The 13,617-nt window shown below is 65.9% G+C and carries 8 protein-coding genes; 4 read left to right on the top strand and 4 right to left on the bottom strand.

Going from position 1 to position 13,617, the window contains the following annotated elements:
• Nucleotides 1-150 precede the first annotated feature (150 nt).
• Nucleotides 151-1,359 carry an MFS transporter gene (locus DK926_RS08855; protein ID WP_114330091.1) on the bottom strand — a complete coding sequence of 403 codons (1,209 nt, stop codon included), beginning with the start codon at nt 1,357-1,359 and terminating at the stop codon, nt 151-153.
• A gap of 84 nt (nt 1,360-1,443) precedes the next feature.
• On the opposite strand from DK926_RS08855, the gene DK926_RS08850 reads away from it, so the two are divergent.
• The 4 genes from DK926_RS08850 to DK926_RS08835 all read left to right on the top strand — a co-directional run bounded on the left by DK926_RS08850 (nt 1,444) and on the right by DK926_RS08835 (nt 6,135).
• On the top strand, nt 1,444-2,346 hold the full coding sequence (locus DK926_RS08850; RefSeq protein ID WP_114330090.1) for a LysR family transcriptional regulator: 903 nt from the start codon (nt 1,444-1,446) through the stop codon (nt 2,344-2,346).
• 4 nt (nt 2,347-2,350) lie between these two features.
• Nucleotides 2,351-2,947, top strand: a complete 597-nt coding sequence (locus DK926_RS08845; RefSeq protein ID WP_068429703.1) for a histidine phosphatase family protein — start codon at nt 2,351-2,353, stop codon at nt 2,945-2,947.
• A 115-nt stretch (nt 2,948-3,062) separates the two neighbouring features.
• The gene (locus tag DK926_RS08840) at nt 3,063-4,544 is read left to right on the top strand and encodes a phage infection protein (protein ID WP_114330089.1); all 1,482 of its coding nucleotides are present in this window, start codon (nt 3,063-3,065) and stop codon (nt 4,542-4,544) included.
• Nucleotides 4,545-4,617: 73 nt separating this feature from the next.
• Nucleotides 4,618-6,135 (top strand): MFS transporter, encoded by a 1,518-nt coding sequence (locus tag DK926_RS08835; RefSeq protein ID WP_243636722.1) that lies wholly within the window; start codon nt 4,618-4,620, stop codon nt 6,133-6,135.
• Here DK926_RS08835 and DK926_RS08830 read toward each other — a convergent pair.
• The 3 genes from DK926_RS08830 to gltB form a co-directional block, all read right to left on the bottom strand.
• Nucleotides 6,132-7,043: a cutinase family protein gene (locus tag DK926_RS08830; RefSeq protein ID WP_114330087.1), complete on the bottom strand. Its 912-nt coding sequence runs from the start codon at nt 7,041-7,043 to the stop codon at nt 6,132-6,134. The genes DK926_RS08835 and DK926_RS08830 overlap by 4 nt on opposite strands.
• A 239-nt stretch (nt 7,044-7,282) precedes the next feature.
• Nucleotides 7,283-8,734: a glutamate synthase subunit beta gene (locus DK926_RS08825; protein WP_114330086.1), complete on the bottom strand. Its 1,452-nt coding sequence runs from the start codon at nt 8,732-8,734 to the stop codon at nt 7,283-7,285.
• Nucleotides 8,727-13,316, bottom strand: a complete 4,590-nt coding sequence (gltB, locus tag DK926_RS08820) for a glutamate synthase large subunit (RefSeq protein WP_114330085.1) — start codon at nt 13,314-13,316, stop codon at nt 8,727-8,729. Before gltB ends, DK926_RS08825 begins: the two co-directional genes overlap by 8 nt.
• Nucleotides 13,317-13,617 lie beyond the last annotated feature (301 nt).

Genomic DNA, 13,617 nt, shown 5'->3' with positions numbered 1-13,617 from the left:
ACCGGTCGCGTGTGCTTCAGGTGTCCATCGATGCAGCAGCCGACACATCACGGGAAAGACAGCCATCGGCGTCAGCGCGGAAACGAGTCAAACCACTGCATCGACGAACCATTCCAGTATCACTGCGCGGATAGTTGCACCCTGGCCCGACTATCCGCGCACGAGCCGCGCAGCGGCAGCCGCGGCGACCGCAAGACTCGCGACGAACACAGCCATCGCCGTCCAGCCGAACTGCTGGTAGACGACGCCGCCGACCCAGCCGACGAGGGACGAGCCGCCGTAGTAGAAGAGGTTGTACAGCGACGTGGCCTGAGCGCGGCCGACCGTCGCGCGTTGACCCGTCCAGCCCGACGCGATCGCGTGGGCGGCGAAGAATCCGACGGTCAGGATGACGAGTCCGACCAGAATGACGATCAGATTGCTGCTGATCGTCAGCGCGACACCGGCGATCATGACGGCCGTCGACCCCGCGAGTACCGGACCACGGCCATGCTTGACGGCCAACTGCCCGGCGACTCGTGACGACACCGTGCCGCTCAGGTACGCGACGAAGATCAGGCTGATCAGCGACTGCGGCAGACCGAACTGCGCACTTTCGAGGCGGAAACCGAGGAAGTTGTAGATCGCGACGAACCCGCCCATCAGCAGGAAGCCCTGCGAGTACAGCGCGAGCATGCTCGGTTCGCGCAGGTTCGCCCACAGCCGTGCCCCGAGTGACGGCCCGTCGGACGTGCCACCGAAGAACCGTCGCGGCGTGGGGGCCAGAAACAGGAAGAGTCCTGCGGCAACGGCCGCGATGATCGACACGGTCAACGTCCCGACACGCCAGTTCGTGAATTCGGCGACCGGCCCCGCGACGATGCGTCCGAGCAGCCCACCGAGCGTCGTGCCCGAGACGTAGGTCGCGGCAGCGAGCGCGGTGTGGCTGCGGTGGACCTCCTCGCTCAGGTAGGCGATGGCGATCGCAGGCAGTCCGCCGAGTGCCGCTCCCTCGAAGAAACGTATCGACAGCAGCATCGGCAGCGAACCGGACAGCGGAACGACGAGTCCCAACACGGTCGCGACGACGATGGAGACCGACATGGCACGGACGCGTCCGATGCGGTCGGCGACGATCGACCACGGCAGGACCGACACGGCGACGCCGACGGTCGCCAACCCGACCGCGAGCGACGACTGCGACGGCGTGATCTGCAGGTTCGACGCGATGAGCGGCAGGATGCCCTGCACCGAGTACAGCTGAGCGAACGTCGCGATGCCGGCGAACAACAGCGCGGCGACGAGTCTCTTGTACTCGCGCGATCCCCGCGGATGCCCCTCCCAGCCATCCCGCTGGACTTCACTGACCGATGCACTCATTGCTTCGACGTTAGAAGTCGTGGGGAACATACGTCCAATGCATGACGGCACCGCATTTAATGCGTCGGCGATATCATTGGCTCTATGCGCGACGAGGCAGAAGCATTGCTCCCGCTCATTCCGACGATCCTGGCCGTCGCCGATACCGAGCACATCACCGAGGCGTCGCACGTGCTCGGCGTTCCGCAGCCGACGGTCAGCCGTCAGATGGCGAGAGCGTCGGCGATTCTCGGGGTCGACATCGTCGAGCGGAAGGGTCGAGGAATCTCGCTGACGACGACGGGGCGCATCCTGGTTCCGTACCTCGAACGAGCCGTCGCCGACCTCGAAGCCGGTCTCGACGCGATGAGCGAGCACGACGCCCGTGCACGTGGCCGGATCTCGATCAGCTTCCAGAACACGCTCGGCGAGGACGTCGTGCCCGCGCTGATCAAGCGATTCCGCGCCGACCATCCGGCCGTCACATTCGCGCTCGATCAGGGCGCGCGCACACGATGCCTCGACCGTCTCGACGACGGGTCTGCCGACGTCGCGTTCGTGTCGCTCAGCGCCGAGCACACCGAGGACAACTCGTTCCAGCTGTACGAGGAGAGGCTCGTGCTGGTCGTGCCCGCCGATCACCGGCTCGCGCGTCGGAAATCGGTGAATCTGACCGACACCGCCGAGGAAAGTTACGTCGCGATGGGCCATGGATTCGGCATGCGCTCGATCTGCGAGGACCTGTGGGCGGAGTCGGGCATCACCCCGGACATCGCGTTCGAGGGCCAGGACATCCACACCGTGCGCGGTCTCGTCGGTGCCGGCCTCGGGGTCAGCATTCTGCCGCGCCTGCGTGGGCAGGGTCCCGAGACCGTCGAGGTCCGCATCGACGACCTGTCTGCTCGACGACGCATCGGCATCGTGTGGCCGACGCGTCAGCTCGCGCGTCAGGTCCAGGCTTTTCGGACGATGGTGATCCGAAGCGGCAGAAGCCTCGTGGTTAGGTAGAGCAGTGCAGCTGATCCTCGTGCGCCACGCACTCCCGCAACGGTCCGAGGTGTCGGCCGACCCACCGCTCGACGAACTCGGCCACGAGCAGGCGAAACGAGTTCCAGGTGCGTTGGCCCGCTTTCCGATCGCGAAGACCGTCGCCAGCACGCAGCTGCGCGCGGTGCAGACCGGAACCGTGCTTGCCGCCGAGCTCGGCTTGTCGCTGGAGTCCGACGAGCGCATCGCCGAGTACGACCGCGACTTCGCCGGCTACATCCCGATCGAAGCCGCGCGCACCGAGTTCCGCGACGCCTTCGAGCGGATCAAGGCCGGGCACCTGCCCGAACAGGTCGACGAGGCAGCCTTCCGGGCGCGTGTGCTCGACGGGATCGCGGACGCGGTCGACGGCGTCGAACACAGCGATACCGTCGTCGTCTTCGCGCACGGCGGCGTCGTCAACATCCTGCTGCAACACATCCTCGGCACGCCGAAGGTGCTCGGCTTCCCGATCGACTACTGCTCGATCACTCGGATTCTGTACGCGCGCAACGGAAATCGATCGGTTGCGTCGGTCAACGAGACTCAGCACGTGTGGGATCTGCTGCCGCGGAACCGCTGACGGCGTCCGAATCTCATAGGACTCTTAAACTGCCAGGTCGCACCGGCTTTTCACCCGTTTCACCGGCTCTTCGTGGTCGAGACGACCTGTCGAGACGGTTAGCCTCAGGGACACTATGCGCGTATCCAGTGTCCTTCGCAGGCCGTCCGTTGCACTCCTCGCCATCGCCTTCCCGCTGGTGGCCGCCGGTGCGTTCACACTCGGTGCAGGCTACGACCTCGACCCGGCCGAGACCGTCCGGGTGGACACTGCCACCGAAACGCCCGCCGAGGCGTCCGGTGACCCGCTGGCGTCGCCGCGGCAGAACCTGCAGCGGGCTGGGCTTCCCATCAGCTTGCTGTCCGGCGGTCTGACTCAGCTCACCGACGGGGGCAACCAGCTCAACGACGGTGCCGGACAGCTGTCCGACGGCATCACCCTGGCCCACGACGGTACGGTCCAGCTCGCCGACGGGTGGGTGCAGTACCGCGACGGCATCGGTCAGCTCGGCGACGGCGCGTCGCAGATCAGCGGTGGCGTCGACCTGGTGGTCGATCAACTCACCGGATTGGGTGAGCAGCAGGCAGGTTTCACCGCGCAGCTCGAGGCCGCAGCGGCCCAGGTCGCCGCATTCCCGACACCCGGATCGCAGGAAGCTGCCGCACAGATTCGCGGCGTCATCGACACGTTGAACACCCAGGGACTCGGGCCGCAGACACTCGGCCAGCTCTCCGAACTGAAGAGCGGGGCGCGTCAGCTGTCGAGCGAGCTCAACGACCCGTCGAGTCAATTCCTGACTGCGACAGGACAGATCGGCGACGCCACCGTCCAGCTCAGGGACGGACTCGGCCAGCTCGACGACGGCGGCAAGCAGCTGCGCGCGGGCACGCAACAGCTGGTCACATCCGTAGAACCGGTCCCGGACATCGTCAGCGGCATCCAGACGAACGTCAGCGAGGCGACGGCCGGGTTGCCGTCGGCCAAGGAACTGAGCGCACCGGCCGTGACGCCTACCGCAATGACGGTCGACGAGCCGGAGGCGTCGGTCGCGCCGTATCTGATCGCCGCGCTCGTCGCCGTCGGTGCTGTCGGGGCCGTCAGTCTCGTGCGCGTCCTCAGCCGGGATAGCCGCCCGCAGAATTCAGGGTCACTCCGCGGGCTACGCTCCTGGCTTGCGGCAGGCGTCGCCTCCCTGGCCGTCGGTGTATCGGCAGCACTCGCGTTCGCGTTCACCGCACCCGACGCCTCGATCGGCGCCCTCCTCGGCGCCGGTGCATTCCTGCTGGTCTCGGCGGCCGCCTACCTCGCCGCCGCAGGTGCGATTCAGCGTGTGCTCGGTGCAGCCGTCGGACAGGCGGTCAATCTCGCGCTTCTGCTCGTACAGGTCGTCGTCTGCGGCGCGGCGTACGCGTCGAACGCGGCGATCTGGGGTCAGTTGTCGGCCTTCGTGCCGATGGCCTACACCGCGGCCGGTGCCCGCGACATCGGCGACGGGACCATGACGTCGACGGCCTGGGTTGCCGTCGCACTCACCGTCGTCCTGCTCGTGATCTCCGGTCTCGTGTACCGAGGAGTCTCGACGACGCGGGTGCCCGACGAGTCCGCAAGCCTCGCGTAGCCGTCGAATTGTCGGAAAGCGCCGGTACGGTCATATCGGACGCTCCACCCGGCACCCGACGCGAAGGGGAATCGTGCACGACAAGGCGACGCGGAAAGACTGGCTCGGGCTGAGTGTCCTCGTCATTCCGATCCTGCTGGTCTCGATGGACATCTCGGTGCTGTACCTGGCCTTGCCCGCGGTCACCGCGGATCTCCAGCCCAGCAGCAATCAGACGCTCTGGATTCTCGACCTGTACGGATTCCTGCTCGCGGGCCTGCTCATCACGATGGGATCGGTCGGTGACCGCATCGGCCGACGCAGGTTGCTGCTGATCGGCGCGCTCGTGTTCGGTGCGGCATCGCTCATCGCCGCATTCTCCACCTCGCCTGAGATGTTGCTCGTCGCGCGAGCCCTGCTCGGCGTCGGTGGCGCCACCATCGCGCCCAGCACACTGTCGTTGATCCGCAACATGTTTCACGATCCCGCGCAGCGCAAGGAAGCCATCGGACTGTGGACGGCGGGCTTCGCGGGCGGCGGCGCGATCGGGCCCGTCGTCGGCGGCTTCCTGCTCGAGCATTTCTGGTGGGGCTCGGTGTTTCTCGTCAATATCCCGGTGATGGTGCTGTTGCTGGTCAGCGCCCCGCTGCTCGTCCCCGAATTCAAGGATCCCGACCCCGGGAAGTTCGATCCCCTGAGCGTCGTTCTGTCGATCGCCGCGATGCTCGGGATCGTCTACGCCATCAAGCACGGCGCGCAGGACGGCCTCGACGCCGCGACCATCGGGGCCGCCGTCGGCGGGCTGATCCTCGGCTTCTTCTTCGTCAGGCGTCAACGCCGCGGACGAGACCCGCTGATCGACGTCACCCTGTTCTCCGAACGTGCCTTCACCACAGCCGTTCTCGTGCAGTTCCTCGTCATCTTCGCGGTCACGGGTTTCAGTCTGTTCGCGTCGCAGTACCTGCAACTGGTGGTCGGACTCGGCCCGCTCGCCGCCGGCCTGTGGCTGCTCATCCCGGCCGCGGCTGCCGCAGCGGGAGCCGTCTTCTCTCCGACCGTCAGCAAGGTCGTCCCGACGGGTGTCATCATCGCCGGTGGTCTGCTGCTGATCAGCATCGGCGCATTCACGATGACCTTCATCGAAGCCGGATCGGGACTGCCACTGCTCATCACCGGTATGACGGCGATGATGCTCGGCATCGGTGCGGCGTCGACGATGAACTCGGACATCGTTCTCACCGCAGCGGCACCGGAGAAAGCAGGTGCCGCATCGGCGTTGTCCGAGACCGGTGCCGAGCTGGGAGGCGCCGTCGGCATCGCCATCCTCGGCACGATCGGTACCACTGTCTACCGCAACCGCGTCTCCGACGCCCTACCGCCGGAGACACCACCCGAGGTCGCCGGCCCCGCGTCGGAAACCGTGGGTGGCGGTATGGCCGTCGCCGACTATCTCCCGGCGCCGCTGAACGACATGCTGCGTGAGTTGGCCGCATCGAGCTTCGTCGACGGCTTCAACCTCGCCGCGGCATGGAGTGCAGCGGGAATGGGTGTCGCCGCAGTGGCCGTCTACCTGCTGCTTCGTTCGCGGCAGGCCGTCGTCGACAAGGTCTAGGCCTTGCTGCGCAGGTAGTTCGCCAGCCAGGTCGTCGCGCTCGTTCCGTTCGCGTCGACGGCATAGCTGCCGTACTCCTGGTGGATGCCGGAGCGGTAGAACGCGTCGATCTCGCGTCGACGCTGCTCGTTGGCCTTATCGGACAGCTGGCCCTGCAGGATCGGTAGGCCGCCCGCGTCGGCGATGTCACCGAGCAGAACCTGCGCCTCCTGCCCAGCCTGCTGCAGCACGTTCGGATTCGGATCGGACGACACCGCGAGGAACCCGGCGAGGCGCGCGATGTAGTCGTCCTTCGGCGTCGAGCAATACAGATCGCCGACGGCGCAGAACGTCCGAACCACCGGGCTGACGAATCCGAAACCGCCGACCCGAGGCCCACCGACACCGGTGCCGACGACCTCGGGCCCGACCAACGCGTCGACGTCGGAACGCTTGGGGTCGGAGATGAGTCCGACGGCGACCAACCGATCCGCGGGTACGACGCCAAGACCGCTGCCGATCGAGGCCGCGAGGTCGCCTGCCGCGTCGGCACCCTGGCTGTAGCCGATGACCGCGAGTTTCGTTGCGCCGCAACGATCCGCCATCACCTTCAGCATGCCGCCCGCATTGGCCGTCGCGATCGCGCGTGACTCGCCGTACACACCGCCCTCCCACGGGAACGCGGTGGCGGGGTACGACACGTACTCGGTGCGAATGTCCGCGCTCGCGATGCGGTCCGTGACGGCGGTCAGCATGCCCGGCCGCGGGGCTGCGCCCGAACTGGTCTCCCACGTGCCGGGAATCGCGGCGACGTAGAGGCTGGGACAGTCGGCAGGATCGGCCGACACGGGACCGGCAGTCAGAGCGGAGGTCCCCGCGACGACCGCCGCAAGTGTTCCGACGGCAGCGACGAGCTTCTTCACACGCATTCTGGACGGCCTCACTGATACTCGGGCGTGACGTTGTCATCCGTGACAATGCCAGCCGTCCATGTCGAAACGATGCCCGTCCGGTTAACGGAGGTAACCGAAGCGTTCGCCCCCGAACGCACGCCCCCGAAACGCATCGATGGACCGTAGCAACCGTCTATCGGCTGCTGCGGTCCATCGATGCCGGCCGGGAGCGGAGCCTGCGGAGTGACCCAACGATGCCCGGGGGCGGGAGAAAACTACCGCTGCGGCGCCTGCGTCGGCACGATCGGCGCGGGGAGCGCCGTTGCACCCTGCAGGAACGTGTCGACAGCTGCTGCGCAGGAACGACCTTCGGCGATCGCCCACACGATGAGCGACTGGCCACGGCCCATGTCACCGGCGACGAAGACGCCGTCGACGTTGGTTGCCCATTCGTTCGTGCGCTTGACATTGCCGCGCTCGTTCAGATCGACACCGAGATCGGTGAGCAGACCCGGCTTCTCCGGTCCGACGAAGCCCATCGCCAGCAGGACGAGATCGGCCTCGAGCGTGAACTCGCTACCCTCGACCTTCTCGAACTTGCCGCCCTTGAACTCGACCTCGTGCGCCTCGAGCGCGGTGATCTTGCCGTCCTTGCCGACGAAACGCTCGGTGTTGACGGAGAACACGCGCTCGCCGCCTTCCTCGTGCGCAGACGCGACGCGGAACATCAGCGGGTACATCGGCCACGGCGTCGAGGTGGCGCGCTCGGCAGGCGGCCGAGCCATGATCTCGAACTGGTGGACACTCTCGGCACCCTGACGGTGCGACGTGCCGAGGCAGTCGGCACCGGTGTCACCGCCACCGATGATGACGACCTTCTTGCCCTTGGCCGACACGGGCGGCTCGGCGTAGTCGCCCTGCTGCACACGGTTGGCGTGCGGCAGGAACTCCATCGCCTGGTAGATGCCCTCGAGCTCGCGGCCTTCGATCGGCAGGTCGCGCCACGCGGTGGCACCACCGGACAGCACGACGGCGTCGAACTGTGCGCGCAGCTCGTCGGCGGTGATGTCGACACCGACGTTGACGCCGGTACGGAACACCGTGCCCTCGGCCTCCATCTGAGCCAGACGGCGGTCGATGTGGCGCTTCTCCATCTTGAACTCGGGAATGCCGTAGCGCAGCAGACCACCGATGCGGTCGGCACGCTCGAACACCGTGACGGTGTGGCCGGCGCGCGTGAGCTGCTGTGCCGCAGCCAATCCCGCGGGACCGGAACCGACGACGGCGACCGTCTTGCCGGTCAGATGCGTCGGGTAGACCGGAGCGACCCAGCCTTCCTCGAACGCCTTGTCGATGATCTCGACCTCGACCTGCTTGATGGTGACCGGATCCTGGTTGATGCCCAGGACGCACGACGCCTCACACGGCGCCGGGCACAACCGACCGGTGAACTCCGGGAAGTTGTTGGTCGCGTGCAGACGGTCGATGCTCTCGCGCCAGCGATCCTTGTAGACCAGGTCGTTCCACTCGGGGATCAGGTTACCGAGGGGGCAACCGTTGTGGCAGAACGGAATTCCGCAGTCCATGCAGCGGCTGGCCTGTGTCCGCAGGGTGTCCTTCGAGAAGTCCTCGTAGACCTCTTTCCAGTCCATCAGACGCAGGTCGACCGGCCGACGCTTCGGCAGTTCGCGGACGGTGTTCTTCAGAAATCCCTGTGGGTCACCCACGAGCTGCCTCCATGATCGCCTCGTCCACGTCCGCGCCCGACTTCTCGGCCTCGGAGATGGCAAGCAGTACCTTCTTGTAGTCGCGCGGCATGACCTTCACGAAATGGTTCACCTGCTGTGACCAGTCCGCCAGGATGCGTTCTGCGACTGCGGATCCCGTTTCCTCGTGGTGACGGGTGACGATGTCCTTGAGCCACGTGAACTCGTCGCCTTCGAGCTCCTCGATGTCGACCAGCTCGGTGTTCAGGTTGGCCTCGAACGTCTTGTTCGGGTCGAACACGAACGCCACGCCACCGGACATACCGGCGCCGAAGTTGCGTCCCGTCTCACCGAGAATGACGACCTTGCCGCCGGTCATGTACTCGCAACCGTGGTCGCCGACGCCCTCGACGACGGCCACCGCACCGGAGTTACGGACTGCGAAACGCTCGCCGACGACACCGCGGATGAGAGCCTCACCCTGCGTCGCACCGAACAGGAAGACGTTGCCACCGATGATGTTGTCCTCGGCGACGAAGCCCTCGGGAGCGTTCAGCGACGGGCGCACGATTATGCGTCCACCCGACAGACCCTTGCCGACGAAGTCGTTGGCGTCGCCGTGCAGGCGCAGGGTCATGCCCGACGGAACGAAGGCACCGAAGCTGTTGCCCGCCGAACCGGTGAACGTGATGTCGATCGTGTTGTCGGGCAGGCCGACTCCGCCGTACGCCTTGGTCAGCTCGTGTCCGAGCATGGTGCCGACCGTGCGGTTGACGTTCGTGATCTTGATTTCGAACGTGACCTTCTCGCCCTTGTCGAGAGCGTTACGGCTCTGGACGATGAGCTGCTGGTCGAGAGCCTTCTCGAGTCCGTGATCCTGGACGCCCGTGTTGTAGAGGTCCTGGTTCATGAACGCGGACTCGACCTCGTCGAGGATCGGCGACAGATCGAGCTTCGACGCCTTCCACGCTTCCTTGGCAGCGGTCGTGTCGAGCAGCTGGACCTGGCCGATGGCCTCGTTCAGCGTGCGGAAGCCGAGCTCCGCGAGGAGCTCGCGAACCTCTTCTGCGATGAACATGAAGAAGTTCTCGACGAACTCCGGCTTGCCCGCGAAACGCTTGCGCAGCACGGGGTTCTGCGTCGCGACACCCACCGGGCAGGTGTCGAGGTGGCAGACGCGCATCATGATGCAGCCCGACACGACGAGAGGTGCTGTGGCGAAACCGAACTCCTCACCACCGAGCAGTGCGGCAACCATGACGTCGCGACCGGTCTTGAGCTGGCCGTCGACCTGGACGACGATGCGGTCGCGAAGTCCGTTGAGCAGCAACGTCTGCTGAGTCTCGGCGAGGCCGAGCTCCCAGGGTCCACCGGCGTGCTTGACCGACGTCAGCGGCGTGGCTCCCGTGCCACCGTCGTGACCGGAGATCAGGACGACGTCGGCGTGCGCCTTCGAGACACCTGCTGCGACGGTTCCGACGCCGACCTCGGAGACCAGCTTCACGTGGATGCGTGCCTCGGGGTTGGCGTTCTTCAGGTCGTGGATCAGCTGCGCGAGATCCTCGATCGAGTAGATGTCGTGGTGCGGCGGCGGCGAGATCAGGCCGACGCCGGGCGTCGAGTGCCGAACCTCGGCGACCCACGGGTACACCTTGTGCGCCGGAAGCTGGCCGCCCTCACCGGGCTTCGCTCCCTGCGCCATCTTGATCTGGATGTCGGTGCAGTTGGTCAAGTAGTGCGAGGTGACACCGAAGCGTCCCGACGCGACCTGCTTGATGGCACTGCGTCGCCAGTCGCCGTTCTCCTCCGGCTCGAAGCGCGAGACGTCCTCGCCGCCCTCACCCGAGTTCGACCGTCCACCAAGGCGATTCATCGCGATGGCGAGGGTCTCGTGCGCCTCGGCCGAGATGGAGCCGTAGCTCATCGCACCCGTCGAGAAGCGCTTGACGATCTCCGATGCCGGTTCGACCTCGTCGATCGAAATCGGCTGGCGCTCTTCGGTCTTGAAACGGAACAGGCCACGCAGCGACGCGAGACGCTCGGACTGGTCGTCGACCATCTTCGTGTATTCCTTGAAGATGTCGTACTGACCCGTGCGAGTGGAGTGCTGCAGCTTGAACACGGTGTCGGGGTTGAAGAGGTGGTACTCACCTTCCCGACGCCACTGGTATTCGCCACCGGTCTCGAGCTCGCGGTGAGCACGCTCCTGGCGGTTCTCCAGGTACGCGACGCCGTGGCGCGTGGCGACGTCCTGCGCGACCTGCTCCAGGTCGATGCCGCCCAGGTGGCTGTTGAGGCCGGTGAAGTACTCGTCGACGAGCTCCTGCGACAGGCCGATGACCTGGAACAGCTGCGCACCGGTGTACGACGCGAGCGTCGAGATGCCCATCTTGGACATCACCTTCAGGACACCCTTGCCTGCTGCCTTGATGTAGTTGGCGACAGCCTTGTCGAACTCGATGCCGGTGAGTGCGCCGCGCTCGATCATGTCCTCGATGGACTCGAAGGCCATGTACGGGTTGACCGCTGCCGCACCGAAACCGATGAGCAGAGCCATGTGGTGCACCTCGCGGGCGTCACCGGACTCGATGATCAGACCGACCTTGGTGCGCGTCTTCTCGCGAACCAGGTGATGGTGCACGGCCGAGGTCAGCAGCAGCGACGGGATCGGCGCGAGCTTCTCGCTCGACTCGCGGTCGGACAGCACGATGATGCGTGCGCCACCGGAGATCGCGGCAGACACCTGAGAACGGATGGCCTCCAACGACTTCCGGAGTCCTTCACCACCCTCGGCGACGGGGTACAGACCACGCACCACGACCGAACGCAGTTCGTCCTGGGTGCCGTCGTCGTTGATGTGAACGAGCTTGGCCAGATCGTCGTTGTGCAGGATCGGCTGAGGAAGCACGATCTGCTTGCACGCGTCGGGGCCCGGGTTGAGCAGGTCGCCCTCGGGTCCGATGGTGCCACCGAGACTGGTGACGATCTCTTCGCGGATCGCGTCGAGCGGCGGGTTGGTGACCTGCGCGAACAGCTGCGAGAAGTAGTCGAACAGCATGCGCGGGCGCGCCGACAGGACGGCGATCGGGGTGTCGGTTCCCATCGAACCGATTGCCTCGGCACCGGTCTTCGCCATCGGCGAGACGAGGACGTTCAGCTCCTCGGTGGTGTAGCCGAAGATCTGCTGACGGATGAGGACGCGGTCGTGCGGCATGTGCACGTGCGGGCGATCCGGCAGATCGTCGATCGAGGTCAGCCCCTCGTCGAGCCACTGCTGGTACGGATGCTCGGCAGCGAGCTCGTCCTTGATCTCGTCGTCGGAGACGATGCGTCCCTGCGCGGTGTCCACGAGGAACATGCGACCGGGCTGCAGACGGACCTTCTTGACGACCTTCGCCGGATCGATATCGAGGACGCCGACCTCGGACGCCATGACGACGAGGCCGTCCTCGGTGACCCACAACCGGCTGGGGCGCAAGCCGTTTCGGTCGAGAACCGCGCCGATGACGGTGCCGTCGGTGAAGCAGACCGATGCAGGTCCGTCCCACGGCTCCATGAGCGACGAGTGGTACTGGTAGAACGCCCGACGAGCGGGGTCCATGGACTCGTGACGCTCCCAGGCCTCGGGAATCATCATCAGGACCGCGTGCGGCAGGCTGCGTCCGCCGAGGTGCAGCAGCTCGAGGACCTCGTCGAACCGAGCGGTGTCACTGGCACCGTGGGTGACGACGGGGAAGATCTTCTCGAGCGCCTCGGAACCGCCGAACACGTCGGAGGCGATCAGAGCCTCGCGAGCGCGCATCCAGTTCTCGTTACCGGTAGCGGTGTTGATCTCGCCGTTGTGGGCGACGCGTCGGAACGGGTGCGCCAGCGGCCAGGACGGGAACGTGTTGGTGGAGAAGCGGGAGTGGACCAGACCGAGAGCACTCTCGAGCCGATCGTCCTGCAGATCCAGGTAGAAGCCCTTGAGCTGTGGCGTCGTCAGCATGCCCTTGTAGACGAACGTCTGCGACGACAGCGACGGGAAGTAGACGGTCTCGCGACCGGGAACGTCCTTGCCTGCACCCTCTTCACCGAGCTCGTGCTCGATGCGCTTGCGAATCACGAAAGCGCGGCGCTCGAGTTCCAGGTCCGTAACGGAGCGGTCGGGGGCGGCGAAGAACAACTGACGGAACGTCGGCATCGCGTCGCGCGCAAGTGCACCGAGGGAGGAGTCGTCGGTGGGGACCTCACGCCAGCCGAGGACCTGCATGCCCTCGTCCTCGACGATTCGAGCCACGTCGTCGCACGCACGCGCAGCGTCCTTCTTGCCCTGCGGCAGGAACGCAACTCCGGTGGCGTACGCGCCTTCGGCGGGCAGCTCGAAATCGACAACGGCACGGAAGAAGGCGTCCGGTACCTGGATGAGGATTCCGGCGCCGTCACCGGTGTTCGGCTCGGAGCCGGCGGCGCCCCGATGTTCGAGATTGACCAGCGCGGTGATGGCCTTCTCGACGATGTCTCGACTACGACGACCATGCATGTCCACGACGAACGCGACACCACAGGAGTCGTGCTCGTTACGGGGGTCGTAGAGGCCTTGCGGGCCCGGAGTGTGCTTCATACCTAGCCTTCGGATAAGTCCAGCCTTCAAGTACGTCGGATCGGCTCGGCACGAATTGCCGGCCGTCGCGGACGGCTCTTCGGTGCCGTTCGCCGTTGAAGCAGCACCCCCGGATCGACGATCTTCGACTAACCTCGAGCGGGTGGGCTCCGGTGTAGTTCGCAGCGTCGTACGGGCGGATCGGGCATCGGGTACGCCGGTCCAACCACAAACGATAAGTCAGTACCTAGCCCACCTCGCAAATTAGGTATACCTATTCAGGCCCTCTACCTGGTGTTTCGTGATTTCTCACGTCGCTCAT

Source organism: Rhodococcus sp. Eu-32 (genome assembly GCF_003336925.1).
Lineage (GTDB): Bacteria > Actinomycetota > Actinomycetes > Mycobacteriales > Mycobacteriaceae > Rhodococcoides > Rhodococcoides kyotonensis_B.
The sequence above is the reverse complement of the archived record's forward strand: the minus strand, read 5'-3'. Positions and strand labels throughout refer to the sequence as shown.

What these genes read in the sequence shown, in the direction of transcription:
- DK926_RS08855 (WP_114330091.1), bottom strand. Translation starts at nt 1,359, where the DNA reads ATGAGTGCATCGGTCAGTGAAGTCCAGCGGGATGGCTGGGAGGGGCAT.
- DK926_RS08830 (WP_114330087.1), bottom strand. Translation starts at nt 7,043, where the DNA reads ATGCGTGTGAAGAAGCTCGTCGCTGCCGTCGGAACACTTGCGGCGGTC.
- gltB (WP_114330085.1), bottom strand. Translation starts at nt 13,316, where the DNA reads ATGAAGCACACTCCGGGCCCGCAAGGCCTCTACGACCCCCGTAACGAG.
- DK926_RS08850 (WP_114330090.1), top strand. Translation starts at nt 1,444, where the DNA reads ATGCGCGACGAGGCAGAAGCATTGCTCCCGCTCATTCCGACGATCCTG.
- DK926_RS08840 (WP_114330089.1), top strand. Translation starts at nt 3,063, where the DNA reads ATGCGCGTATCCAGTGTCCTTCGCAGGCCGTCCGTTGCACTCCTCGCC.